This window comes from Pseudomonas sp. Eth.TT006 (genome assembly GCF_054456575.1).
In genome coordinates this window covers 216,274-242,806 of record NZ_JBTJEN010000006.1, presented here as the reverse complement: position 1 = coordinate 242,806, position 26,533 = coordinate 216,274, and the positions used below count along the sequence as shown (strand labels likewise).

Genomic DNA, 26,533 nt, shown 5'->3' with positions numbered 1-26,533 from the left:
GTGCAACCTCTACTGCTTGTTACAGGCAAGAACCATTGCGCCTAATCCCACCGCCAACCATAACGTCACCAGCCGCAACAAAACCGTCGCTGCAACGGCTCCCGGCAACTCGACACCGCCCGACACCAGCAAAGCCACCATCACCGCCTCTGCGCTGCCCAACCCGCCAGGCATGAAACTCAACGCCCCCGCCAACATGGCAGCCGCGTAAACGAATATCGCAAAAGTCAGGTCTACGGCTGCGCCCATAGCACTCAAAATCCAGTAAAACGCCAGCGCCTCAAGCCCCCAGGCCAACAGCCCCAACAGCGTCGCGCCCATCAGGCGGTATGGGGTATGACATCTGCGCGACTGGTGCAATACCTCAACGGCATGGCGCAGCAGTCGGGGCAGCCAGCCGTGCTTCTGATCCACATACCGATCAAGGGCATTGGCAAAGCCGGGACTGGACGCCAGCCGCAGACAGCAAACCAGTAACACCAGACAAGCAAGGCTCATCGATAGCCATTCGGGATGCGCACTCAAGCCTACAAGCGCCAACGCAAACATCGCGAGCAAGTCCGAAAGACGCTCACTGAACAACGCGGCAAAACTGTGCGCGTAAGGCATATCCCAACGCTTGAGCAACACCCCGCGCAACGCTTCACCGGCCTTGCCGGGAGTGGTGGTCAGGGCGAATCCTGCCAGATAGATTTTCAGACTTGGCCACCAGGGCAATGGATGGCGCAGGGCATTGAGGTAGATCTGCCAACGCAAAAAGCGCAGGCCATAGCCGCACAGCACCAATCCGAGAATCTGCCCGCTCTGCCACCAGCCCACTCGACTGACGGCCGCGCTCACGGCCGTCCAGCCACCCCACAGTGAAACAGCCAGATACGCGAGAGCGGAGCACACCACTGACCCGATCAGGATCCGGTAACGCCAACCGGATAGCATCGGCAGCCGATTCAGAGGTTCAGCCTCTTGAACAGCGGCCGCGGTATGGCCCGAATCATCCACATGATCCACGCCCAGTATCCCGGCACGTACAGCAGCGTCGCCTTGCGTTCGATGCCGGCAACCATTCGACGAGCGACCCTGTCCGGTTGCGCGACCAGCAGCGCCGGGATCTGCAACCCTTGGGTCATCGGTGTATCAACAAAGCCGGGTTTTATGGTGATGACATGCACACCGGACTTGAACAGGCGTGCATGCAAGCCTTCGCAAAATGTGGAAACCGCCGCCTTGGCCGCTCCATACAGGTAATTGGACGCCCGCCCGCGATCACCGGCAACTGAGGACATGACCGCCAGCGTACCGCCGTGCTGAGCACCCATTTGATTAGCCAGCAACGTCAACAGCGCAATCAACGAGCTGGCGTTGTTGGCAAAGGCATTCATGGCAGCGTCGACGCTTTGTTCGCACTCGTGTTGATTCGGCAAAGTGCCGTACGCGATCAGACAGATATCCAGCGTTTGCAACGTCGCCAGGCTTTGTTCAAGCATGACCGGGTGCGCCGCGACATCGGTGGCATCCATCACGTACGGGGTGACCGTTCTCGCCCCACGGATCTGCAGGTCAGCGCAGATTTCCTGCAGTTTGTGCCGGTCTCTCGCGACCAGGAAAAACTCGCTCCCCTGCTCCGCCCATAGCCTTGCGCACGCCACGGCGATGGCCGATGTAGCACCCACCACAAGTATTTTTCTCATCGGATGACTCGCTGCCAGAAACGGGAAATCAGGGCAGGATCGCGCATTGCTTCCAGCTGCTCCCATGCGGGATAGGCGCGGCGAAAATCACTGCCGCTCATGTGCGCATCCTTGGCCGGGTACAAGCGGCCACCGGCCTCATGGACGATGGCATCAAGGCGCGGCAGGAGTTTTTTTGTCAGGGCGCTGTTCTGTGGAAAATCCAGTGCCAGCGAGGTGCCCGACATCGGGAATGACAGCCAACCCACCGACGGGATGTCGCCACAACGCTTGAGTACGGCGAGGAACGAACCGGTGCCACTGCGCGCGATGGACTTGAGCAGATCGGCCAACGCCGCCTCTGCCACCGTCGTCGGCAATACACACTGAAACTGCTGAAAGCCTTTGCGTCCGTAGATGCGGTTCCAGTGCTCGATTCGATCCAGCGGATAGAAAAACGGGCTGTAGGCGACCGTCCGGGATTGTCTGTTGACGGATTGACGTCGCCAGTAATGCCAATTGAACAGTTTCAAAGTGACAGGATTGATCAGCGGCAGCGGAGACCGGATCGGTATGGACAGTGAATGCGGCAACGCAGCCGCACGCGGCCCCGTTTCGCAATGGTCGCCAACCGTGAAGACACCACGCCCTTGCGCGCGGCCTTTAGCCAGACAATCGATCCACGCGACGCTGTATTCGTGCACGGCATCCATTTCAGCGGACAGGGCAAAAAACTCATTCAGACAGTCAAAACGCACCTGTGTCGTGTCGATCAGGCTGGACTGGATTCTGCGAAGACGGATGCTGACCCAGGTGATGACACCCGTCAGACCCAGTCCCCCAATCGTGGCGGCGAACCATTGGGGGTTTTCCACAGAAGAGCAGACCATCGGCGGCTGCATGGATCGGAGCAGGCCGAAACTCTTCACCGAATGAGCAAACGTACCGCAACGATGATGATTCTTGCCGTGCACATCGTTGGCCACTGCCCCGCCCAGCGTCACATGTCGTGTTCCGGGCGTGACCTGTAAAAACCAGCCGTGTGGGATCGCCAGTTGCAGAATCTCACCCAGGGTCACGCCCGCTTCGGCGCAAATCTCACCGTTTTCCCAGTCAACTTCGATAAAGCGATTCAGAGGGCGTAATTGCAACACATGTCCACTGCCAGCCAGACAACTGTCGCCATAACTGCGGCCATTGCCGAACGGCAATGTTGTGCAATGGGCCTCGCTGACTCGCTGCATCAGCGGCCCGACATCGGTTTGCCAATGACAGGGATGGCCGCTCTGCGGGGCAACGGGGTAATTGCCCCAGGAGCTCAGTGAGGTGCTCATGTGGCGAACCAGAAAATCAGGCAAAACACAGCGCCCATCGCCAGACTCAAGCGATCACGCAATGCGAACACCACGGGGTCGTCATGCATTCGCCCGCGGTGGGTGAGCAGCCAGATCCGGGTCATCCAGAGCAACAGCACGGGGCAGGCAAGCCAGATCCATCGAGGATGGGCGTACAGCGCAGTGGTCGCTATGTCATGGATATAAAGTGCCAACACCATGACGGCGAGATAACCGGATGCAGCACCCAATGAGGAGAGCATTGCCAGATCGGCAGGAAAGTAATCGCGGCCACCGGTTTTTCCGGTAATGCCGCTATGCAGCGCCACCAGCAGTTCGGCATAGCGCTTGACTAACGCCAGGCTCAAAAACATGAACATGGAGAACGCCAGCATCCAGCCCGTCAACTCCAGTTCGAACGCGGCGCCACCAGCAATGATGCGCAAGGTATAAAGCAGAGCCAGGGCAATCACGTCGAGTGCCATCAGCCGCTTCAACACCAGCGAATAAGCGAGAGTCAGTGCGTAATAACAGGCGAGTACCACGACGAACTGACGAGGAAGCCAAATCCAGGCGCCCAGGAAAGACACCAGCAAAAGCCAGGGGAAAAGTACCAGTCCCGTTCGGATCGATAACGTCCCACTGGCGAAGGGCCGGTTGCGTTTGCTGGGATGCCTGCGATCATCGGCGAGATCAAGCAGGTCGTTCAGGACATAGACACCCGACGCGCATAAGCCGAAAAACACGAATGCCAGCACTCCGTGCCACAGCGACTGCAGATTGGCCAACTGGTGCGCGGCAAGCAGGGGAACAAGAATCAGGGCGTTCTTGACCCATTGATGAATGCGCAAGGCTTTGTACAGATGGCTGATACTCTTGGCGTCGTGGCGGACAACCTGGACAACATTGCCCAAATGCCGAGCGGCACGTTCAACACCCGGTAAAGGATTGACGATGTAAGCCTGACGGGCTGAATGCCAGATCGGCAGATCGTCAAACGCGTTACCGACGTAATCGAATCCTCGTTCGCCATAGGACGCCACCAGAACGTCTCGTTTACACGTTCCCGACAGGTTGCGCTCAAGTGTCGTACCGAGCACCTCATCAAACACCTGCAGATGCTCGGCAATACGTACTGCCAGTGAATGATGGCTGGCCGTGGCCAGGACAATTTTCCGGCCGCAATTGCGCTGCGTTTCGATCATCCAGAGCACATCGGGATCGTAAGGCAAGGTGGTGACGTCGATGTCAGTCGCTTGTGCCAAGCGTTCTTTGAGGTACGCCTTGCCATGACGCAGCCAGGCTAAAGGTTTCAGACACTGCAAAGGATTGTTGCGAAAAAAGGACACGGCGCATTCGAACAAAAGATCGGACTTGAGCAACGTTCCGTCCAGATCAACCACAAAGGGCGTCGAGGCCGCACAGGATACGGTCGCCGGCGTGAAATCAGGCAGTGACACATTCATGATTGAGGCCCGCGAAACAGCACAAACCGGAAAAAACAGTGCCCTGCCAGCAAATGGACCAGGGTAAATACGCCCACGGTCAACAAGCCCGGCAGGTTGCGTGCGTCGGCGAACACCCCCACGGCAAAACTGAAAGCGCCCATCACACCGATAAACAGCAGATAAATGCCCACCGATGTCCGACTGTCGAAGGTGTACAGCATGTTCACGTAAAAGGAGAACGCCGCGGCGACGCAAAACCCGGCGAAGTTGCTGGCGGCCTGAGGCAGGCCGACGGCGCAGCAGAGGACGAAAAAAATCTGCCAGTGGATCAATCCATCGGCGATGCCAGTCACTAACAACGCAGAGGCTCCCCTCATCCTGTGCTCCTTGCCTTCGCTTGTTTGCCGAGTTTTCAAGCTAGGGCATGGTGGGGGACCGGTCTACTGTCAGAAATTACAGGTGCACGGTTGTTTCGGACCAACGGCAGGTTCGATTTACCAGTGTCGGGATGCGTTTTCAGGCGGTTCGTGCGTGACGATAAAAGCGTAATCACCGACCACATAGATGCGGTAATACAGACTGTCCACCAGCGGTGCATAGCCCAGATCAGCCATCCGGGTGGCATTGCCTCGCTCATCCTCGAACACCACATTGGTAATACCCGTCCACGACAGACTCTCCGGCAGCATGAAATAGTCGACGTTCAACAAGTATTTCAACACCGGCAACTGTTTGAACGAGCCCCCCGCGCTCACCAGCCAGCGGCTGGAAAAACTGGGGACTGATAGATAGATCAACTTCGCCTTTCTCAGTTCGGGGTGAGCGGCGATGTCATAAGTAAGGCTGTACAGAGCTGCGCTGTCGAATGTCTTCCGCATCGTCAGCACTCGACCATAGGCAAAAGACAAAGAGAGCATGGCCATCAGCGGAATGACCAGCAGCAATGGGAGCCGACGGTGACAAGGAGCCAGTGCCAGATGGGCGAGATAAAACAGCCACACCAACAAAACACCGAAGCCCATCAGCGTACGTGCCCCCACGTCGTATTCGCGGATCAACAATGTGATACCGGGTATCAACAGGATCAACGCTGGCAGCGTCAACAAGCCGACCAGACTCATGACACCGAAACGGCTACGCGATGGCTGCTGCTCGAATATCTCTCGACCTAAACGCATGCCACCAATTGCGGCACACAGCACCAGCGCGATGAATAACCAGAGGTATCCCCCCTGAAACAGCAGTGCGACTTTCTCCAGCACCTTGACAAGGGTGGAGCCGATTTCCGGAAAAGCGCTCAGCGACAGATTGATCAACTCTTCATGGTCCGAATCCATCAGCGGATACGCGGTGACGGCGTAGATAAGCAACCCCGACGTCAGTTGTATGACCTTCCAACCGAGTATTCGAAGTATGTCGGCCCATGCAGCCGGCCGATGGATTGCACGAAGCAACTCCATACAACACAAACCCAGGAATACGTTCAGGCTGATCTGATACAGACCGGTAGCCAGTGCAATCAGTACGCTCGGCACAAGCCATCTTTGCACCCGGGATGAAGCATCAAAGGTGATCGCGTAGATCACCGCTACCAGACTCAGAAGCATCGTCGGTCCATCGTATTGATAGGACAGGTTCTGTAACAAGAACGGGTTGTAGCAGAGTGGTAATGGCACCAGACAGCTGACGAGGGTTGGCTCGGAAAAGTAATGAACGGTCAGACGCGCCAAGGCCAGACTCATCGCCACAATCGAGACCAACAGAGGCAAAGGAAAAATGTTCGGAGCAGCGCCGGTGAACGTTAGCGCCTGATACAGCCAGTCGGCAAACAACCGTCCCCTTTCAAACAAGGCATTTTCAGCGGCTAAAGCGCGCCAATTGTCATCCATGTATGAGAGATCGGAGAGAATCAGTGGCAGGACATACAACAAGTTCGCGATCAGGAAAAACACCAACACTTGTCGAGGACGGAGTTCGTGATCGAAAAATTCGCCAGTCTTCACGTTCCGGTACCTGCCTGTTATCACTTGTTTGAACGGGTAATTGGAATCAGCACCTTGCAAAGGTGAATACCCACTGACGCTGCAAACTTAAGTGACGCTAACCGACGGGTCTACTGTAAGAACTAACAGGTGCGCGTCACCCTGATGCAGAAACCCCGGCCATTGGACCGGGGTTTCGGACATTTCAGGTGCCAGGCTTACGAAACCGAACGCACCTCACCCTGCGATTCACCGGTCGGCTGCAACTTGAACACGTAGAACAACACGGTCAGCAGCACCAGAAACGCCGGCCCGACGTACAGCGCCACGCGGGTGTCCGGGAAGTACGCCATCAGACCCACCACCAGCAGCAGAAATGCCAGGGCGAAGTACGAACTGAGCGGGTACAGCCACATCTTGTATTTCAGCCCGGCGCGTTCGCTGGCGCTCAGGCCTTTGCGGAATTTCAGTTGCGCCAGCAGGATCATCACCCAGGTCCAGATCGCGCCGAAGGTGGCGATCGAGGTGACCCAGACGAAGACTTTCTCCGGCACCAGATAGTTGAGCAGCACGCCAATCAGCAAGGCGAAGATCGACAACAGCAACGCCCGACGCGGCACGCCGTTGGAGGTTTTGGCGAAACCGGCCGGCGCCTGGCCGTTCTGCGCCAGGCTGTAGAGCATGCGCCCGGTGCTGAAGATGCCGCCGTTGCACGACGACAACGCGGCAGTGATCACCACAAAGTTGATGATGCCGGCGGCGGTCTTGATCCCCAGGCGTTCGAAGGTCATCACGAAGGGACTGCCCTGAGTGCCGATTTCGTTCCACGGGTAGATCGACAGGATCACGAACAGCGCGCCGACGTAGAACAGCAGAATGCGCCAGAACACCGAGCCGATCGCGTTCGGGATGGTCTTCTGCGGGTTACGCGCCTCACCGGCGGTCAGGCCGATCATCTCCACGCCGAGGTAGGCGAACATCACCATCTGCAGCGACATCAGCACGCCGGTCACGCCGTTGGGCATGAAGCCGCCGTGAGCCCACAGATTGGAAATCCCCAGCGCTACGCCGTCGTTGCCGAAACCGAAAGCGATGATGCCGACACCGCCGATGACCATGGCGATGATGGTGACGATCTTGATCAGGGCGAACCAGAATTCGAATTCACCGAAGGCTTTTACCGCGATCAGGTTGATCGAGCCCATGCTGACCAGCGCCGCGAGAGCCCAGATCCAGCGCGGCACGTCGGGGAACCAGATGCCCATGTACACCGCCACCGCGGTGATTTCCGCAACGCAGGTCACCAGCCACAGGAACCAGTAGTTCCAGCCGGTGAGAAAACCCGCCAGCGGGCCGAGGTAGTCCTGGGCGTAACGGCTGAACGAGCCGGCCACCGGATTGTGCACGGCCATTTCACCGAGGGCGCGCATGATCACCAGGATCGCCAGACCGCCGAGAATATAAGACAGCATGATCGCCGGGCCGGCCATTTCGATGGCCTTGGCCGAGCCGAGGAACAGACCGACACCGATACAGGCACCGAGCGCCATCAGGCGAATATGCCGTTCACCGAGTTCGCGTTTGAGCGAACCGCCCTGGGCGGTTTCGCCATGCGGCAGATGATTGCCAGAAGACATGGGGGACAACCTCATCTTGTTATTGGATATGACCACCGAGTGTCGGGCGTCGGCCGGGTGGGCCTTCACCTTGAGGAAACCGCATCGGCTTTGTGGGCAGATACGTTGCGCAGGACAGGCCGGCGAAATCGGCGGGACGTGCAGTATAAAAAGCTTGTGACAGGGGTTTTCACTCTATAACCCCCAACATTTAGCGGGAAGTCTCGGTAAAAAGCCGGTTTACGGAGCGGCATTACCTGGACTCCGCAGGATTTTTCCCCACTAAAAAGGCCGGCGAGTATTGCACAGCATTGGTGCACCGTCATGCCCCTGCGTTGGTGGTATTGCTTGCGGGGAAGGCTCTATTCCAAGCCTCTACAAAATCGCTTCTAAGGATCGGGCGTAGTCTGAGCAACTGTGGTGAGGGGATTTATCCCCGATGGCCTGCGCAGCAGGCCCAAGCTCTGCAAAGGCTATAGCTCAGAGAAAATTCCCACGACATTTACAGATCCCAGTCAAGCCACCGACCGCTAATCTTGAGACCTCGATCAGTGAACGCAAGGAAGCGTAAGTGCCAGTCAAACCCAATACCTACCGCCTTCGCCTGGGCCGACATTCGGAAACCGGCCGGGCCTATTTCATTACTTCAGTTGTTTATGAGCGCCAACCCGTATTTTCCGACTGGCGTATAGGCCGCTTGTTGGTCGCAGAATTTCGTCAGGCGCATGAGCAAGGTCTGGTGGAGTCCATTGCCTGGGTGGTCATGCCCGACCACTTTCATTGGTTGATGCAGCTGAACAGCGACAATCTTGGCGCTGTGATAGGCGCAGTAAAGGCGCGCTGCACCCAAGCTGTTAACAGGAAAACCGGTCGTCGCGGTCGATTGTGGCAAACCGGTTACCATGACCGCGCCATACGTGATGATGAGGATTTGAAACCTTTTGCCCGTTACATCATCGCCAATCCGTTACGAGCCGGATTGGTGGAGCGGATTGGCGACTATCCTCTGTGGGACGCCTGCTGGCTTTAGGACTCATAGATTGTGAGGGGAATTATCTGTGGAGATTTATCTGTGGCGAGGGGATTTATCCCCGATGGGACGCGGAGCGTCCCCAAACCTCAATACCCAATTGAAAAGCCTGGGCCTGCTGCGCAGGCCATCGGGGATAAATCCCCTCACCACAGATAAACCCCATTACCACAGATAAACCCCATTACCACAGATAAATCCCGTCACCACAGATAAATCCCCTTGCCCCAGCGAAATCCCCTCGCCACAGGTACAGACCTCACCCCAGATAAAACCTGCTCATAACTGCCAGTGACCGCAGATTTGTCCAGAAGGCTTCCCCGCACATTTTTTTCCCCATCACCAACCACCGACTAAGCTTCAGTCAAGTCCGATCAATCTGCGTGAATGGATCAATCGACTATGGGCGCTTTGTGGCAATCCGATTCGAGTAAAGCCGTGGTTCCGACTGAACGTGTGGATCAAGCGCCTGTTCCTGAAAAACCCCGTCGCAACCGGCATGGGTGGAAGGCTTTCTTTTTATTGTTGGTGATCATCGCCATTGTCGTCGGGCTGGCCGCGATGAAGGAGATGCGCACCTCGCGTTTTCAGGCGCGGGAACTTAGCCAATACGCCGCGTCGCTGAAGTACGAACTGCAACCGGGACCCAGTGAGGCGATTCGTTATCCGGGCAACGGGCCGTTCGATCTGCGCCTGGGTTACAGCTCGCTGGATGAGTTTCTGCCACGTCTGCTCAAGCGCAATTACGTGATTACCGAGCAGACGCGCTTTTCCGCCGCTTTGCTCGGCTACACCGACAAGGGCCTGTTCGTGCCCTATTCCGAGAAGATCCAGGCCGGGCTGTCGATCACCGACTGCCGCGCCGCGCCGCTGTACCAGTATCAATACCCGCAACAGTTGTACTCGAGCTTCGCGGCGATTCCGCCGGTGGTGGTCAACAGCCTGCTGTTCATCGAGAACCGCTTCCTGCTCGACCCCAAGCAACCGATGGCCAACCCGGCGGTGGACTGGCCGCGTTTCGGCATGGCCGCGTGGTCGCAGGTCGCCAAGCTACTGCACCTGCCGGGGCAATCGGCCGGCGGCAGCACACTGGCGACGCAACTGGAAAAGTATCGGCATTCGCCCGACGGGCTGACGGTGTCCGGTGGCGAGAAGATTCGCCAGATGATTTCCGCCAGCGTGCGCGCCTATCAGGCCGGGCCGCAAACCCTGGAAGCACGGCAGAACATCATTCGTGACTACCTCAACAGCGTACCGTTGTCAGCCGTGCCGGGGCATGGCGAAGTGCATGGCATGGCCGAAGGTTTGCGGGTCTGGTACGGCGCCGATTTCAATCAGGCCAACGCCACCCTCGCCAGCCCAGCGACCGACCCCGCCACCATGGCCGCCAAGGGCATGGCCCTGCGCGAAATGCTCTCGCTGATGATCGCCCAGCGCCGCCCGTCGCATTACCTGACCAAGGGCCGCGAAGAACTCGCCGAGCTCACCGACAGCCATTTGCGCCTGCTCAAGCAGGGTGGCGTGATCGACGCCGGCCTGGCCGATGCCGCCCTCGCCAGCAAGGTCAGCTACCGCGACTGGCAGACCCAGCCAACCCTTCAGCCGATCGAAACCAACAAAGGCATCAGTGTCGCGCGCAGTCGCCTGGCGTCGATGCTCAATCGTCCGCTGTACGACCTCGACCGCCTCGACCTTTCCGCCACCAGCACCCTGCAGGGTGACCTGCAGAATCAGGCTACCGCTTACCTGAAAAAACTCGCCGACCCGGCCTATGCCGGGGAAATCGGCCTGATTGGCGAACGTCTGCTGACGCCCACCAGCACCACCCAGGTGCGCTACAGCTTCACCCTGTTCGAGCTGACCCCGGACGGTTCCCGCGTGCGGGTGCAGACCGACAGCACCGACCAGCCGTTCGACATCAACGAGGGCAGCAAACTCGAGCTGGGCTCGACCGCAAAGATGCGCGTGCTCACCACTTACTTGCAAATCATTGCCGAGCTGCACGACAAATACGCCGGCATGAGCGTGCCGGAACTAAAGAAAGTCGAGGTCCCGGATCAGGATCGCCTGAGCCAGTGGGTCATCGATTATCTGATCCAGAACAAGGATCGCGACCTGTCGAAACTGCTCGGCGCGGCGCTGGATCGCAAATACTCCGCCAGCCCCGGCGAGGCGTTTTTCACCGGGGGCGGCCTGCACGTGTTCCACAACTTTCGCAAGGAAGATAACGGCCGCCTGCCGACCCTGCGCGATGCCCTGCGCGAGTCGATCAACCTGCCATTCATTCGCCTGATGCGCGATGTGGTGCGCTACGTCACCTACTCCGGCCCCACCAGCAGCGCCGAATTGCTCAAGGACGACCGTGACCCGCGACGGCAGGAATACCTGGCCAGTTTTGCTGATCGCGAGGGCACTTCGTTCCTGCTCAAGTTCTGGAAAAAGTACAAGAACAAGGACACTCAGGCGCGCCTCGACACCTTCCTCGACGGCATGCGCCCGACGCCGATCCGCATGGCTGCCGTGCACCGCTACCTGCTGCCGAATGCCAGTCAGGAAGACTTCAACAGCTTCGTTCGCGCGCACCTCAAGGGCGCCAAGCTCAACGAAAAACTCACCGACGAGCGCCTGATCCGGCTGTACGACGCCTACGGCCCGGGCACTTACGATTTGCCGGATCAGGGCTTTATCGCCAAGGTCCACCCGCTGGACCTGTGGCTGATGGGCTACCTGCTGCATAACCCGGACGCCAGCTTCACCCAGATCGTCAAGGCCAGTCAGTTCGAGCGCCAGGAGGTCTACAGCTGGCTGTTCAAGAGCAAGCACAAAGGGGCGCGCGACAGCCGCATCCGCACCATGCTCGAGATCGAAGCGTTCCTCGAAATTCACCAGCGCTGGCAGAAAGTCGGCTATCCGTTCGATCATCTGGTGCCGTCGCTGGCCACCGCTATCGGCAGCTCCGGCGACCGTCCCGCCGCGCTGGCCGAGTTGATCGGCACCATCCTCAACGACGGCGTGCGCCTGCCGACCCTGCGCATCGACAGCCTGCACTTCGCCGCCGGCACACCGTATGAAACGCGTCTGACCAACGACCCGCATGTCGGCAAACGAGTGATGCCGGCGGAAGTCGCCAGAGCCATGCGCGAGGCCCTGTCACAAGTGGTGGACTCGGGCACCGCCAAACGGGTCTCCGGCAGTTTCAAGACAGCCGACGGCACACCGTTGGTGATGGGCGGCAAAACCGGTACCGGCGACAACCGCATCGAAGCCATCGGTTCCGGTGGACGGATCCTCAGTTCCAAGTCGATCAACCGCACCGCGACGTTTGTGTTCTACATCGGCGACAACCATTTCGGCACACTCACCGCGTACGTGCCGGGACGCTCGGCCGAGAATTTCAAATTTACCTCGGCGCTGCCGGTGCAGGTGCTCAAGGGCATGGCGCCGATCCTCTCGCCCTATTTGCAACCGGGCACCGACACCCTGTGTCACAGCCCGCAGACCACGGCGCAACGTTGAGCCTGATTGACGCTATTCACGCAGCGCAAGGCTGGCGGTGGTAGCCCGGTGTTTTTCACTTTTGAATGTTGAAAGGGTTGAGCCGCCAAGACGGATTTACCGTCTGGTTTTTTGCGCTTTTTCTGCACCCGCGCCCTGCCTAGGCTGATCGTCCACTTTTGATCAACGGACGATCAGTTCATGAAGCCGCACACCGACACGACGTCAGCGCCCGTCACCAGTATTCACCACGAAGTCATTCGCAACGCACTCCCCGCCTGGCTGAGCAGCACGACATTACCCAGGGTAAAAGCCCTGAAAGCGCTGAAACCGCGTCTGCCCATAGGTCATCAGCACGCCGCGCCGGCGCAGCGTAAGGCCTTGCATCAGGCGCTCCAAGGGCACTGGCTGGCGCAGAACAATCTCGACCGGGCACTGGCCGGCGTTCTCGACGTGCAGGCCTTCGCCAAACCGTTGCTCGAACAGGCGCTGAAAAAACAGTTCGGGCTGCAACTGGATGTGCAGCTCACCTGGCTACACCTGTACACCCCCACTCCGACCTCGTGGTGGACGCATGACTTCAAGGCCGGCCTGCGCAGCCGCAGCGTGTCGTTGCTGGATGCGGCATTGCACAACTTCGTCGCTGGCGAAACCTTTCACGCCGACTCTGAATTCATTTCCCGTCCCGACGCCCAAGGGCACTATTCGGTCAAGCCGCTCAAGTCGCGCATCAGCCTCGAACAATTCAAGACCCTGTGCCGCGAGCTCGACCTCGGGGCGCTGTATGACCGTCACCTGAAACAGCACCTGATGCCCGAGGACGCCGAGGCCCGCGATACCCTGCGCCAGCATGTCACCTTCAGTCAGAAGGCCGCGCTCAGGGTCGCCGCGCACATGGCGCGAATGAGCAACGACATCGATCAGGGCGCTTTTGAGGTGATCCACAAGCTGATTGCCGGACACGCCCACCTGAACTGGAACGGCCAGGCGGTGGACTGTTACAACCTGAGCATGATGGACGCCAGCCTGACCGGCATTGTGCTGATTGCGCCGAAGGCCTTCTCGTACGACAAACCGGCGCCGCTGATTGCCTACGTACCGCATGATCCGCAATATCCGCTCAAGCAATACGCCAGCTCGCTGGACTTCATGGCCCGCCTCACCCGGCAATTGCGTGAGGACGCCTCAGGCCAATACCAGCGTTTCTTCAGTCAGTTTGTCGACCAGCGCCAGCGCGGGCATTTTTTTTCCAACCTCAATGATCGGCTCAGCCAGATAAAGTGGCGTCCCGCCCCGGCGGGGTCGAACCTGCCGAGCTGGCGCGAAACACCGGTCGACACGCCCCATCTGCAATTTGCTCTGTCGCCCATTCAGGAGGATCGCCAGACGCGCTTCGTTGCCGATCGCTGGGAGTATTTCTACCAGCAGAAATTCAACAAGATCTTCAATGATGCCAGAGAGATCGCCATTTCCACCGAATACGCCGATCGCATGGCTCGCTGGGCCTGGTGGGACAATCTGGAAAAAATCCTCTCCGATCTGCTGACCGTCACCGTGATGGTTGTGGCCCCGTTCGTGCCGGTTCTCGGAGAATTGCTGCTGGCGTACACCGCTTACCAATTGCTCGACGGTGTATTCGAGGGCGTGGTGGATCTGGCTGAAGGTCGCCTGGCCGAAGCCGGAGAGCAGGCGCTCGGGGTACTGGAAAATGTCGTGCAAATGGCAGTCTTCGCAGGGGCGACGGGTGTTGCTCAGGCCGTCGGTCTCAGGCTTTCGCCTTTTGTCGAAAACATGCGACCGGTGCAACTGGCGAACGGCGAGACCCGCCTGTGGAACCCGGATCTGACGCCCTATCGGCTGGCCGATCAAGCCCTACCCGCCACTGCCCGCGCCGATGCCCAAGGCCTGTATGCGCTGGGTGACAAGCAAAACCTGCGACTGGATCAGCACCTGTACGAAGTCGCACAGGACCCGCTAGGCGGCGAGCACCGTATCCGCCATCCGCAACGTCCCGAGGCCTATGCACCCCGCCTCAAACACAACGCTCAAGGTGCCTGGGTCTGTGAGACGGAAAACCCGCGCGAGTGGCAAGAGGCGCAACTGCTGCGACGGATCAGCCACCGCACCGAAGGCTTCAGCGATGCCCGGTTGCAACAGGTGCGCAAGCTCAGCGGTACCGACGAAAACGTCCTGCGCCGCGTGCACGTGGAAAACGCCCCGCCGCCGCCACTGCTGATCGATACCCTCGAGCGTCTGGGCCAACAGCCGCCCGTCGCGACCACCACCGCACCATCGCCTGAAGCCCGGCAACTGATGCTCGATTGCCCGCCGTTGACCGCCGCTCTGGCAGAACGGGTCATCGGCGTCGCCAGCCCCATGGAATTGCAGCACATCACCCAAAGCCACCGTGTGCCCTTGCGCCTGAGAACCACCGCGCGCGAACTGGCGTTCGAGCTGCAATCGGTCAGGGCCGCGCAAGGGCTGGAGTCGGCGGCGTTGAGCAATATCGACAGCGAGCGTCTGATGCTCGGCGCCTTGCGTCAATACAGCGCGGTGTTCGGCGATTTACGCATCGAAATCCGCGAGGCAACATTCACTGGCGAGCTGCGTTGCAGTGCCGGTGCAGACTCGGCACCCCGTCTTCGCGTGCTGGTACGCGTCGCCACCGACCATTATCGCGTGTGCGACGGTGAGGGCCAGACGCTGCATGAGTCCGCCGGCTTGTACGAAGCGATTCTGCACGCCACGCAGCATGACGGTCAGAGCGCGCTGGGTTATCAAGTGACCGATGGCGAACGCTTCAAGCAGTGGGTCATCGCCAAAACCACCCCGCCCGCCGTGCGCCGCACCTTGCTCGCGCGCCCGCCGATTCGTCCAGTGGCGCAACCGCAAACGCTTTATCTGTTGCGCGGAGGAGCGCTGACCAAAAGCGGAGCGACTCTGCACGAACGCATCGAAGATCTGCATCCGCACTTCACCCCACGGGAGGTCAACGCCTACGCCGATGCGCTGATCGCCCAGGGCGGCGATCCGCTCAAGACCATTGAAACTCATGAAAACGAGCTGGACGAGATCCGCACCATCGTTCATCGCTGGCGTTATCAGCAACCTGGGCCGCAAGCCTTTCGCGAGTTTCGCGACGGCGGCGGGCTGCACATTTATGAACGCCTGCTGCAATGTTTCGAGCGCAAGAACGAGATTCTCGGCAACCGTGCCGATCCGACGTCGCTGGCACTGGATCTGTCGCGGGAAGCGGGACAGGATCAGGCCCCCATCGACCTGGAAACCTGGTGGTCAAAACGCCCGGAGCTGAAAAAGTACCTGGATAAGGTCACGGTGCTGAAGCTCGACAACACACGCTTTTCCGTGGAGTTGAACGGCTTGCTCAAGGACTTTGCGCATTTGCAGGAACTCAGCGCCAGAAACTGTCAGTTGCGGCGCCTGCCCAAACATATCCGCACATCGCTGCGTCAGCTCCAGCGTCTGCGCCTGAGTGACAACCGCATCGTGCTGGACGCCAGTGCCGTCGAATACCTGAGCCGGCTGACCTACCTGGAAGTGCTCAGGCTGGAAGACAATCCGCTGCAACGCTCTCCTGACCTGTCGCGGATGCCGCGCCTGAAAGTGGTGATCCTGAAAAATACCGGGTTGACCGCCTGGCCCGCCGGCACACTGGCCAGACCGCGCCCGCGCGGTTTTCTGCTCGACTTGCGCGGCAATCCGCTGACGAGCTTGCCGGACGTGGCGACCGGCTCCGACGGGCAATGGCTGGTGGCCCGCACGCGCCTGGACGTCGGGGCGCTCTCGGACATTGACAAGCTGCGCTACCAGAACCATCGCCGCGCGATGCAATTGCCTCCCGAACCCGACGTAAGCGCCAATAATGCCCTGGAGAATCGCGCCATCCTCTCGTCCTACGGCAACGATTACTGGGGCGATGTGCCGGGCTGGGGCGTAGACCGGGAAACCCCGTGGTCGGAGCTGATCAACGAAGCGCAGGCCGAGCCTTTCATCCGGACACTGCTCGACGTCCGTTCATTTGCCGACTATCGCGCCGGTGGCCAATTGCGCGATCAATTGATGCAGCGTGTCTGGCGCATGGTCGACGCGGTACACCTGGACACGGCCCTGCGGGAAAAACTGTTCACCATGGTGGTCACCCCGGTGGACTGCGCCGACGCCGGTGCGCAACTGTTCAATAACATGGGCATTCATGTGCTGGCCGCCGAAGCGTATGCCTACGCCACCAGTTCTGCCGAGCTGGAACTGAAACTGGTGACGCTGGCTAAAGGCGCGGCACGGCTTGCGCACGTCAACGAAATTGCCCGCGCTGATGTGGCCAGTCGGGGTGGCGATCCGGACGTCGTCGAGGTCTATCTGGCCTATCAGACCGGCCTGGCCACGCGCCTGAAACTGCCTTGGCAGACCGAAGGCATGCTTTACCGGGGCGTGTCGGGGGTCAGCAAAATGATGGTCGACCAGGCCTACGACACGGTACTGGCACTGGAGCAAGGCGATGGCCTGGTGGACAAGATGCTTGAGCAGGACTTCTGGCAGACCTGGCTGCAGGAACGGTATCCGGTGCGACTGCAAGCCAACACCCAGCGTTTTCATGCCTTGCATGAACAACTGGAAACCCTGGTCGAAACCCAGCGCAAATGGCTTGAAGCAACGTCCGGCGAACAACGCGACACCTTGCGTGAGCAATTGAGAGAGCTGACCCACGATCTACCGGTCCCGGACACCGTGGTGTTTGCCGATGAACCGATCAGCGATTCGATCTATAACCGCTTGCTGGTGGATATGGCCGATGAGGAAAAGGCCTTGTCGAGGAGCCTGACCCGCGCGGCGATGAATCGCGCCGGGCAGTAATCCGCGACCGACCTGACGGCGCGAAGGCCGCCGTCAGGTTCAGGCCATCGAGCTCAAACCTCCGAATCCCAGATCACGGTGACCCGGCCGCGATAGAACGGCCCGGCACCCGGTTCGAGCATGAAAGCCATCTGGTCTTGCGGCACCTCGAAATGCAGCACTCCCGGCCCCCGGTCAACATAAAACCCCGGTTGAAAATGCAGCGCCCGGGCCGCGCCCGTACGCAGGCGTGCGTGCCTGACCGGTTGACCGTCGAGGTCGGTGAGCCCGTTGGGCAGGCTGACACCTACACGCAGCTCCACATCGCGTCTGGAAACACGATCATCCAGCATACAGTCGTAAATGACCGTGCTGAACTCGCACTCCAGGTACATCTTGAACCGCGATGAGGCCGAGATATTGAAGCGCTGGTCACGCAGCAGTCGCGTCGGGTTTCGCCCGTTTTGCAACCAGCTCTGCCAACCGCCGACAGGAGTCAACTGAATGCGCTCGCCGCCGGGCGGGATATCGACTTTGAGCGTGTGCTGGACGTCGAGACTGAAGTTCATGTTCAGTATGGGACTGCTCGGCAACATGATGTCGCCAAAATCGAAATCCCCGTTGGGTCCCACAGTGTAAGTCAACGAGCCCGTGTAATGGCCCGTAAGCATCGTCAATGGATTCGGGGTTTCGAGTTCATAGGCAAAATCCAGATGCTCATATCGCAGCCACGGAACATTGAATTTCGCTTGTTTCGTACACGCCGCTTCCACCGGTGTCTTCCAGAAAAAACCATAGTAGTTGTTACCGTAGTAACCCACCCCGCTGTAGAGGCATGGCGGCGGAGTGTTGACCCAACTCGATCCCCACAACAGATTGTGCGCGACTCGATAATCCGCCGCGCCGCCAACCAGTTGCATGACATCGTCGGTGACATACCGGGACCCCACACCGACTATCCGTACCTTGACCACCTCCGTGGTTCCGGTGTCGTGACGTACCGACAATTCCCGCCATTGCGCCGGCACCTTGAACAGGGCTCCCTGACGCGGCGAGGTGTGGTTGGCGGAGATGGCTTGAACGGAGTCGAACTGAATGGGTACCTGCAGGCTGAATGTCTGGTTGTCGGTGCACTGCTCCGGGTACAGGGCGCAATAACCGCTCGGGGGTGTAGTGTTCTTGAACTGATTGAAGTTCGGCTTGGCGGGGTCGGGCTTGAACACTGCCGTGATTGGGACATCCTCTGCTTGCGCCGCCGGCAGCCACACGCCCATGAAAAACCATGCCCACGGACGCGCCGTTGAGACCGAAAAACCTGCAACGCTCATTTCTATCCCTCTGCGTTAACCCCGACCAACTCCCTGGCAGGGCTGAGAATCAAACTTGCCGTCGTCAGCGCGAAGCGCAATCAGGGTACGGCGGCATTGAAAACCAGATTGACGTTGCCGTGGTAAGTCCCGGGCCGGTAGCCCCCCGTCGGCATCAGCGGCTGTATCTCCAGAGGAAAACGCCCGCCCGCCATGGCCTGCTCCGCCGACACCACTTGCCGCGCTTTCGGCTCGTGGCCCAGCTCCTGTCCGTTGAAACTGACGCGCAAATAGATGTTCTGCTCCTCGCGCCCGTTGGACAAATACGCCTCGCTATCCAGCCGTGCCTCGATGGCACTGGTGTCGTGTTTAACGTCGAAGTTCTTGCGCAGCCCCTCCAGGCGTGACGTGTTGAGATTCCATGGCAGGGTCTGTTCAAGGTGAATCCAGTTCGACTCGGCGGGCAGTACGTAAAAGCCCAGCCGCGGTATATCCACTGCCACCTCGAAGATGTGTTCTTCGCGTGCGGCAAACGCCTGGGCAGTCATCAGCGTTATCACGCTCACACCGAGGGCGATGGTCGATTGCTTGATCATGTCAGCTACCTGTTGCATCAAGGAAAGCGCCGGGCCGGATCACAGGAGTCGGCCCGGACGGCGTTACTGGCTGGCGACGCGCAGGGCCTTTTTCTCGGCGCCTTCGACCAGATTGAAGCGGTATTCGCGCCCGGGTTTCTTCTCGAACTCGAAGGTCTTGCCCGCCAGGATGTGATGCTGGGTCACTGGTTCGCACTCGCTTTCGTTCTTGCGCGAACAGTTGCGAAACTCGTCGATCAGCACCACGGTGTTGCCGTTGTTGCGCACCCGGTAGACGTCGGGACTGTCATCGAGCACGCTGTCGAAACGGGTGTTTTCGGGGCGCACGAAAAACACCGTGCCGAACCCGGTCATCACGTTGACGCCGGCCGAGAGGGTCTCCTTGTAGGCCTCCCGTTCATCACTGGACACGGCGAATTCATCCTCTTTCTCCGGCACCACCGGCACGAAACGCACGCGGAAATAACGTTCCCGATCACGCTTGCCGAGCAACAGCAAACGCGTGCCCTGCATGCCGTTGGCCGGCACAATCAACCGCGCCGGGCTGGCCATCAGGCCATCGCGTCCGCTGCCATCGGCCTGCGTCACTACCGGTATTTCGCGGTAACTGCCATCGGCGTCGTAAATGATCTCCAGGATGCTCACCTTGACGAATGCGGTGCTGTCGCCGCTGTTGTAGACACGCTTGAGGTAAGTGCTTTTGTCGCTGTCCAGATAGTCGTACACCGTGCCGACATTGATCTGCGGCCCGGCCTGAATCGCCAGGGAAAACCCGCTCAAACCCAACAGTAAAGCCAGACGTTTCATACCCTCGAACCTCATGCCAGTAAACACACTACGGGCGCGCTGCTGCGATGCGCGCGCCATCAGATTTCCGAATCCCAGATCACCGTGACCTTGCCGGAGTACTGATTGGGCAGCCCTGGCAAAAACATCGTGTCGAAGTTCTGGAGTTCGAAGTGCAGGGTGCCCGGCTGGCGATCCACGTAGTGGCTCGGCCGGAACACCACGGCACCGGTTGAGGTCAGCAACTCCTGACGTCGCACCGGCAGGCCATGGGTATCGGTCAGGCCATCGGGCAGCGTGACGCTGACTTTCAATGGCACCTTCACTATCGTGGTCGTGTCGCTCAGGAAACAGTGCCGACCGTTGCTCAGAGAGCACTGGATGAACATCTTGAAACGCGAAGATGCGGAAATATGGAAGAGCTGGTCCCGGGACAACTGCACCGGTTTACGTCCGCTCTGCAGCCAGCGCTGCCAGCCACCGGGCGGCAGCAACTGGATGCGCTCGCCACCGGGCGGCAGCTCGACCTTGAGGGTGTGCTTAACGTCGAGGGTGAAATTCAGCGTGAGATCCGGATCGTTGGGGCTCATCACGTCGCCCATGTCGAAATCTCCGCCGGGGCCGACGCGATAACTCAGCGAGCCGGTATAGATGCCCGAGGACATTTTCAGCGGGTTGGGTGTTTTCAGTTCGTAGGCAAAGTCCAGATAGTCGTAGAACAGGGTCGGGATCAGAAACCGGGTGGTTTTGACGCAGGTGCCCACTGACGGGGTCTTCCAGAAAAATGCGTACCTGTGATCGCTGTAGAGCCCCACACCGCTATACTCGCAGAGCGGCGCCGCATACACCCAGCTGTGGCCGGGGCCGCCCCACAGATTCTGATGACCGAGCAGGCTCGTGGCGGCTCCCGTGAGGCGGGTGACCGGTTCGTCCAATACATATTGGGAGCCGAACCCGACAATGCGTATTTCAACGGTTTCGGTTTCGCCGGTCGCCGTGTTCGTCACCGTCAGCGGTTTCCATTGCGCGGGAACCAGGAACATCGCGCTGTTGCGCGCTGCATCGCCTGGCTGCATGGCGCGCACCGAGTCGAAACGCACCGGCAAGCGAATGCTGAACATGCCTTGCTGCTGACAATCCTGAGGCCGGTCAGCGCAATAGCCGCTGACCGGGGTCTTGTTAATGAACAGATTGCGATGCGGATAAGCCGGATCAGGCGAGAACGTCGCTCTGATTTCCTGAACGATCGCCTGCGCGGAACTGGCTGCAAAAACCGCGAGCAACCCCAGGCACAAGGCACTCCACCTCGGCTGCGGCGCAAAAAACTGCTTTTTCATATTTGCACTCCATTGAGGATCGACGGGACGGGCATTCAACCCGCCGATTGCCGGTGGTCAGCGACGTCCGCCAGGGTGTCCGGCGAGCAGCGCAAATCGCCGATCATCAACACGTCGTTTTCATTGCGATGGCGGTCGATATCGAGGCGGAACTGGCACAGCAAACGGTCGGCGTAACGCACCTGCAACGTCGGTGAGCCGGCATGCATTTCCATCGAGAAGAAGCCGTCGACTTCGCTGACCCCGCGACTGGCATGGTTGATCACGTGGTGGCCCTTGAGGGGGCGCCCTTGTGGGTCGAGCAGGCGTCCGAGCACGGTGAGGGTTTTCATCACCCGCACCTTGCGGTACTCGACGCCGCCCTTGTTCAAGTGATAACGGGTGCGCGCCGGCTCGATGTTCGCGGCAGGAACGTGATTGCCTTCGAAGTCGAAGCTCACCGAACTGTTCTTGTAGGCGGTCAGCGGAATGAAATTACGCCCCGGGCGCAACGCCGCGCTGCCACCGCTGAGGTCATCGGCGCGCAGTGCGATGCCTTCGATATCGGACTCGACATCGACGATCATTCCGGCGCCACGGCCCTGATGCTGACTGGTCAATGTCATCTGCTGCGCCCCCACAACGAGGGTGCTGTCGAGGTTCAGGCCACCGGTGAACTTGTTGCTGTAGGACGAGCGCTGGACAAAGCCATCGCCATTCACGATGTCCGTGCGAAAATTCGCCAGGCTCGACAGCCCCACGCCATAGGTATCAGTGAGCGCGGTTACCGATACGCTCTGCAGAATGTGATCCTGCCAGTCCTTGCGGTAACCGAACGAGGCGTTGTTGTCGCGACCGCCTTCACGCGCCGTGCGACTGCCGATACTGGCCGAATATTGTTCGCCGGGGCCGCCGAGCGCCATGTTGATACTCAGATCAACGCCGCGGTTGCGCGCATCACCGCTGCTGAAACTGCCGGGCCGGTCAAACAGCGACAGGCGCCAGTTGGCGTCACTGCCGAACAGCTCGGTGCGCTGCGTCCAGCCCAGATCGACGCCGACGCCTTCGACGTTGCCCTCGCTGTGGGATACCCGCGCGTTGAGCGAACTCTTGCGGCTGATCCGGTGATTGAGCGCCAGCGATGAGTTGCTGGTCTGCCCGGTGAATACGTTGCGCTGGCGCACACGGGTGCCATCGGGCAGCGTGTCGTAGAGGTTGGTGGTGTCGAGCCAGCTGCGGTTGTGGCTGACCACCAGGCTGCCGGAGCCATAGTTATAGAGGCCTTGCAGATCGGCGCCGGTGCCGTGGTCTTCGGTCTGATACAGGTTGGCGTACAGGCTGATGCTGTTGCCCAGCGTCCAGTCGATGGAACTGCCGTACTGCAGTTTTTCCCTGACCTGACGCGCGGACAGGCCGAGGATCACCCGAGGGTGCAGCAAGTAGTTGATCGAAGCGCCCGCCGTGGCATAACCGCTTTCCTGATCATCCCAGTTGCTCAGCAGTTTGCTTTCCTGGCCGGCGAACAGGTTGTAGCGCCAGCGCTCGTCGTGATTGCGCCAGTTGTTGGGCTTGTAGATCAGCTCCTGAGTGGTCGAGGTGATCTGACCATCCTCGATCAGCCGCACTTCCACTTCATAGATGCCGCCGGGCAAAGGCCGGGTATCGAGCGTCTGCAATCCGGCCGGCACCGATTGGGTATTGATCAGCAGGCCTTCGCGGTAGATTTCCACCGAAGCCTGACGGTTGGCGGTGACATAGACCGGGTAGACGCTGGGTTTCGGATTGTCGATGGCGAGGCTGTCCGAACTGCCCACCATCACGCCGACCGCCGTGTCCGGGCTGGTGCCAAACGAGCGCGGCTGGCGGGTCAGGCCTTCGGAATTGGGGGTGAAATACCCCAGGCGGAAAAAGTTGCCTTCAAGCTCACGCTGAGTGAACAGTTCATGCACGGCGTGATAGGTCTGGGTGTCCGGCCCGCCCAGCCGCGACAATTGCATGTTGAAGGTCTGGCTCCAGTTGCCCAGGCTGCCACTGGCCTCCAGACCGAAACGACCGCCCGTATCCTGATCCTGACCGCCGTTGAGATTGAGCTGGTTACGCACCATCAGACCGCTGCTGCCGGCCTCGGGCTGATCGTAGAAACGCTTGATGCCGCTGTCGCGTTCGGCATTCGCGGTGACGACCGACAGCAGCGAGTTCTCCAGGTTGTAATGCACCGCCAGCATCTGTTCCGGACACCGGTTTTCACACGCACCCAGCGCCACGCCGGGCTTGAGCACGTCAGTCCAGATTTCGCGCTCGCTGGCGCTGAAACGACTGTCACCGGTATCGGTGAATTCAAGCAGGGTCACCCGGTCATCGCGGGATAAAACAATCATCGCTTCACCCAGCGGTTGCTGGTCGAGTTCGACCCGGACCGCCAGTGGAACATCGAAAAAGTGCTCCTCGAACTCTGCCGGCAACCCTTTGGCCTGAGCCAACAAACCTCGCGGTGTATGACCACCGGATACGGGTGCGGCAAATGCACTGCTACATAACAGCAGCGCAAGCGCCGCCGCGATGGGCGTCATCGGGAACATGAATGAATACTCTGTTTGCAGATAAGTTGAATCCCGATCGGTAACTTTGAGGATTACCGATCGGTCACGTTACTTGAACAAGTAAGTGCTAACTAACGCCGGTCAATCTCAAGGCGTACCCACTGGCGGAACAGCATCGAACAACATCGTGACGGCGCCGGTATAATCACCGGCCGGTGGAACGGCGCCGACGGTTTTGATATTGATTGGTGCGCGATAGTTATCATTCGACTCGGCCTCGCCCACGACCAGTTGTGGCGTAGTCGAAAGTACCTTGTTGTTGAAGGACACTTGCAGCGCGACTTTGGTCGCGCCGGCAATCAGTTGCGGCACGCTCTCCAGGCTGGCGTGAACGGAACCGTTGTTGTTGCGCACATCAAAGAAACCATTGACCTCACGCATGGTGTTGCTGCCCGGCTGAAAGTCCATGCGCTGATCCTTGTTGACCAGATCCGCATCGGTCGGCACTACATAGAAACCGTTGGTGGGGACATGCGCCACCAACGAGATCGAGTGCCGGGCTTCACCCGCCGCAAATACGGCGGAAGAACCTAGAGCCAGCAGAGCCAGAGGAGCAGCAAAGGCGATCTTCTTGAACATCTTTCAGTACCTGTCTTATTTAAAGAGTTGAATCATCGAGGTTTCAGAACTTCACATAACGCTGAACTTCCAACGCCGGAACATGATCATTCAGCCGCTCTTGAAAGTAAGCAGGCAACTTCCCACAGCGCTGTAGCCGGACGTCCATCGGACCGGAAAGAAAAAACCTTAAAGTTTTGAAAAACAACCGAGACCCTGTCAGAGCCAGACTACAGCACGCCAACTAACTGACTTGGCGGGCCAGACAACAACGGTAACTTCCGTCAGAACAGTACGACAACGCCTTTATTTAAAGGTTGAAGTCTTACATTAGAGAGGTAGCACTAATCTGCGCCTTTCCCGCTCTTTTGAATACTCTGTTTTTCTGATGTTTTTTGCCCATCGGACGAGCGCCAGCTCGATCGGTTCAGGTTGCCACCGCTGGTCGGAGGGGCTTGCCAGCACGTAAAGATATATCTTAAGTTGTATCTAAACGTGAAAAAGAGAAGGAAAAATGAGAGACCATCATCCGCACCACCGAGAACACGGCGATGGCCGTGACGGTTTTGAAAAACGCCCTGGCCGCGAACGCGGTGGCCGTGGCCCACGGGTGTTCGCCCCTGGCGACCTGAAATTGCTGCTGTTGGCATTGATCGCCGATCAGCCCTGCCACGGCTATGACCTGATCCGCCAGATCGAAGGCATGTTCGACGGCGCCTACAGCCCCAGCCCCGGCGTGATCTATCCAACGCTGACCTTTCTGGAAGAAAGCGACTTGATCAGTGGTGATGCCCACGGCGGCAAAAAACGCTACAGCGTGACCGACGCCGGTCGTTTGTCCCTGAGTGAGCAAGCTGTCGCACTGGATGGCGTGCGCACCCGCATCGATGTCAGCAAGCGCTCGTTGCGCGGCCATGACCGGCCGCCGGAAATCCACGAAGCGGTGCACAACCTGCGTCATGCCTTGCAGCTGCACCACGGGCGCTGGAGCGCTGAAGAAATCCTGCGTGTGCGTGACCTGCTCAACGACACCGCCAAAGCCATCGTCGACGGCCCCGCCGTTCAACCTGCCACGGAGAAAGCCGAATGAGTGCAGTCGATAGCCAAACCATTCACCGTGTGATGCATGAAATCAAACGTCGCAAACTGGAAGTATTGCGCGTGGTCGACCTGACCCCGCGCATGCGCCGCATCACTCTCGGCGGGCCGGAGCTGGCCGGGTTCATCAGCCTGGGCAGCGACGATCACGTCAAACTGCTGTTCCCGCAGAATGCCGAGCAAAGCGCTGCGCTGGAAACCATGGAGCTCGGCGCCGGCAAAGGCGACACGCCGATGCCCGCGATGCGCGACTACACTCCGCGCCGTTACGACCTGGACAAACTCGAACTGGACATCGACTTCGTCCTGCACGGCGACGGCCCTGCCTCGACCTGGGCCGAACAGGCCAAATCCGGGCAGTTCCTGCACATCGGCGGGCCGCGCGGCTCAATGATCGTGCCGGACATCTTCGACAGCTACCTGCTGATCGGCGACGAGACCGCCCTGCCCGCCATCGCCCGGCGACTCGAAGGCCTGGCGGCCAATCGCAAGGCGCTGGTGGTGATCGAAGTGGAAAACGGTGCCGAGCAACAAGTGCTGGAAAGTGCGGCGCAGGTCAATGTGATCTGGGTGCTGCGCGAAGGCGGCAAGGACAACCTGCTGACCACCGTCAAACAGCTGCAGGTACCCAAGGGCAATCTGTATGCGTGGGTGGCGACCGAGACCAAGGTTTCACGGCAGATCCGCCGGGTGCTGATTGATGAGCATGGGCTGGATGAACAGTTGATCAAGGCTGTGGGCTACTGGCGTGCAGAAGGTACTCCCGAAGAGGAATGAGATTCCTCCCTGTGGGAGCGGGCTTGCTCGCGAATACGGTGGTTCATTCAAAAATGATGTTGACTGACCCGA

General features: G+C 59.3%; 18 protein-coding genes. 5 read left to right on the top strand and 13 right to left on the bottom strand.

The genetic code is table 11. The annotated features are described in order from the left end of the window. Positions 1–9: 9 nt before the first annotated feature. The 7 genes from ACXR0M_RS12360 to ACXR0M_RS12330 form a co-directional block, all read right to left on the bottom strand. Positions 10–951, bottom strand: a complete 942-nt coding sequence (locus ACXR0M_RS12360; RefSeq protein ID WP_458832209.1) for a lysylphosphatidylglycerol synthase transmembrane domain-containing protein — start codon at positions 949–951, stop codon at positions 10–12. Beyond that, a complete protein-coding gene (locus ACXR0M_RS12355) occupies positions 948–1,688 on the bottom strand; it encodes an SDR family oxidoreductase (protein ID WP_458832132.1) in 741 nt (246 codons plus the stop codon). The genes ACXR0M_RS12360 and ACXR0M_RS12355 overlap by 4 nt, the downstream gene beginning before the upstream one ends. Then, positions 1,685–3,001 (bottom strand): FAD-binding oxidoreductase, encoded by a 1,317-nt coding sequence (locus ACXR0M_RS12350; protein WP_458832131.1) that lies wholly within the window; start codon positions 2,999–3,001, stop codon positions 1,685–1,687. Before ACXR0M_RS12350 ends, ACXR0M_RS12355 begins: the two co-directional genes overlap by 4 nt. Continuing rightward, positions 2,998–4,467 (bottom strand): UbiA family prenyltransferase, encoded by a 1,470-nt coding sequence (locus tag ACXR0M_RS12345; protein WP_458832130.1) that lies wholly within the window; start codon positions 4,465–4,467, stop codon positions 2,998–3,000. The genes ACXR0M_RS12350 and ACXR0M_RS12345 overlap by 4 nt, the downstream gene beginning before the upstream one ends. Beyond that, positions 4,464–4,826 carry a GtrA domain-containing protein gene (locus ACXR0M_RS12340; protein WP_458832129.1) on the bottom strand — a complete coding sequence of 121 codons (363 nt, stop codon included), beginning with the start codon at positions 4,824–4,826 and terminating at the stop codon, positions 4,464–4,466. The genes ACXR0M_RS12345 and ACXR0M_RS12340 overlap by 4 nt, the downstream gene beginning before the upstream one ends. A gap of 117 nt (positions 4,827–4,943) precedes the next feature. Next, positions 4,944–6,452 carry a glucosyltransferase domain-containing protein gene (locus ACXR0M_RS12335; RefSeq protein ID WP_458832128.1) on the bottom strand — a complete coding sequence of 503 codons (1,509 nt, stop codon included), beginning with the start codon at positions 6,450–6,452 and terminating at the stop codon, positions 4,944–4,946. Between the two features lie 197 nt (positions 6,453–6,649). Then, a complete protein-coding gene (locus ACXR0M_RS12330) occupies positions 6,650–8,068 on the bottom strand; it encodes an amino acid permease (protein ID WP_458832127.1) in 1,419 nt (472 codons plus the stop codon). A gap of 550 nt (positions 8,069–8,618) precedes the next feature. Here ACXR0M_RS12330 and ACXR0M_RS12325 point away from each other — a divergent pair. From ACXR0M_RS12325 to ACXR0M_RS12315, 3 genes are all read left to right on the top strand, one after another. Beyond that, positions 8,619–9,077 (top strand): REP-associated tyrosine transposase, encoded by a 459-nt coding sequence (locus tag ACXR0M_RS12325; RefSeq protein WP_458832126.1) that lies wholly within the window; start codon positions 8,619–8,621, stop codon positions 9,075–9,077. A gap of 402 nt (positions 9,078–9,479) precedes the next feature. Further along, positions 9,480–12,593: a transglycosylase domain-containing protein gene (locus ACXR0M_RS12320; protein ID WP_458832125.1), complete on the top strand. Its 3,114-nt coding sequence runs from the start codon at positions 9,480–9,482 to the stop codon at positions 12,591–12,593. 180 nt (positions 12,594–12,773) lie between these two features. After that, positions 12,774–17,444: a dermonecrotic toxin domain-containing protein gene (locus ACXR0M_RS12315; RefSeq protein ID WP_458832124.1), complete on the top strand. Its 4,671-nt coding sequence runs from the start codon at positions 12,774–12,776 to the stop codon at positions 17,442–17,444. Between the two features lie 53 nt (positions 17,445–17,497). Here ACXR0M_RS12315 and ACXR0M_RS12310 read toward each other — a convergent pair whose 3' ends face one another. The 6 genes from ACXR0M_RS12310 to ACXR0M_RS12285 all read right to left on the bottom strand — a co-directional run bounded on the left by ACXR0M_RS12310 (position 17,498) and on the right by ACXR0M_RS12285 (position 24,607). Next, positions 17,498–18,751, bottom strand: coding sequence for a hypothetical protein (locus ACXR0M_RS12310; protein WP_458832123.1), 1,254 nt, complete (start codon positions 18,749–18,751; stop codon positions 17,498–17,500). Positions 18,752–18,831: 80 nt separating this feature from the next. After that, positions 18,832–19,326: a CS1 type fimbrial major subunit gene (locus tag ACXR0M_RS12305; RefSeq protein ID WP_458832208.1), complete on the bottom strand. Its 495-nt coding sequence runs from the start codon at positions 19,324–19,326 to the stop codon at positions 18,832–18,834. Between the two features lie 63 nt (positions 19,327–19,389). Next, a complete protein-coding gene (locus ACXR0M_RS12300) occupies positions 19,390–20,133 on the bottom strand; it encodes a molecular chaperone (protein ID WP_458832122.1) in 744 nt (247 codons plus the stop codon). Positions 20,134–20,192: 59 nt separating this feature from the next. After that, positions 20,193–21,449, bottom strand: a complete 1,257-nt coding sequence (locus tag ACXR0M_RS12295; protein WP_458832121.1) for a hypothetical protein — start codon at positions 21,447–21,449, stop codon at positions 20,193–20,195. Positions 21,450–21,484: 35 nt separating this feature from the next. After that, the gene (locus ACXR0M_RS12290) at positions 21,485–24,007 is read right to left on the bottom strand and encodes a CS1-pili formation C-terminal domain-containing protein (RefSeq protein ID WP_458832120.1); all 2,523 of its coding nucleotides are present in this window, start codon (positions 24,005–24,007) and stop codon (positions 21,485–21,487) included. A gap of 108 nt (positions 24,008–24,115) precedes the next feature. Continuing rightward, positions 24,116–24,607, bottom strand: coding sequence for a CS1 type fimbrial major subunit (locus ACXR0M_RS12285; RefSeq protein ID WP_458832119.1), 492 nt, complete (start codon positions 24,605–24,607; stop codon positions 24,116–24,118). Positions 24,608–25,100: 493 nt separating this feature from the next. Here ACXR0M_RS12285 and ACXR0M_RS12280 point away from each other — a divergent pair, with 493 nt between their 5' ends. Then, positions 25,101–25,676, top strand: a complete 576-nt coding sequence (locus ACXR0M_RS12280) for a PadR family transcriptional regulator (RefSeq protein ID WP_458832118.1) — start codon at positions 25,101–25,103, stop codon at positions 25,674–25,676. Further along, positions 25,673–26,461, top strand: a complete 789-nt coding sequence (locus ACXR0M_RS12275) for a siderophore-interacting protein (protein WP_458832117.1) — start codon at positions 25,673–25,675, stop codon at positions 26,459–26,461. The genes ACXR0M_RS12280 and ACXR0M_RS12275 overlap by 4 nt, the downstream gene beginning before the upstream one ends. The last annotated feature ends 72 nt before the right edge of the window (positions 26,462–26,533 follow it).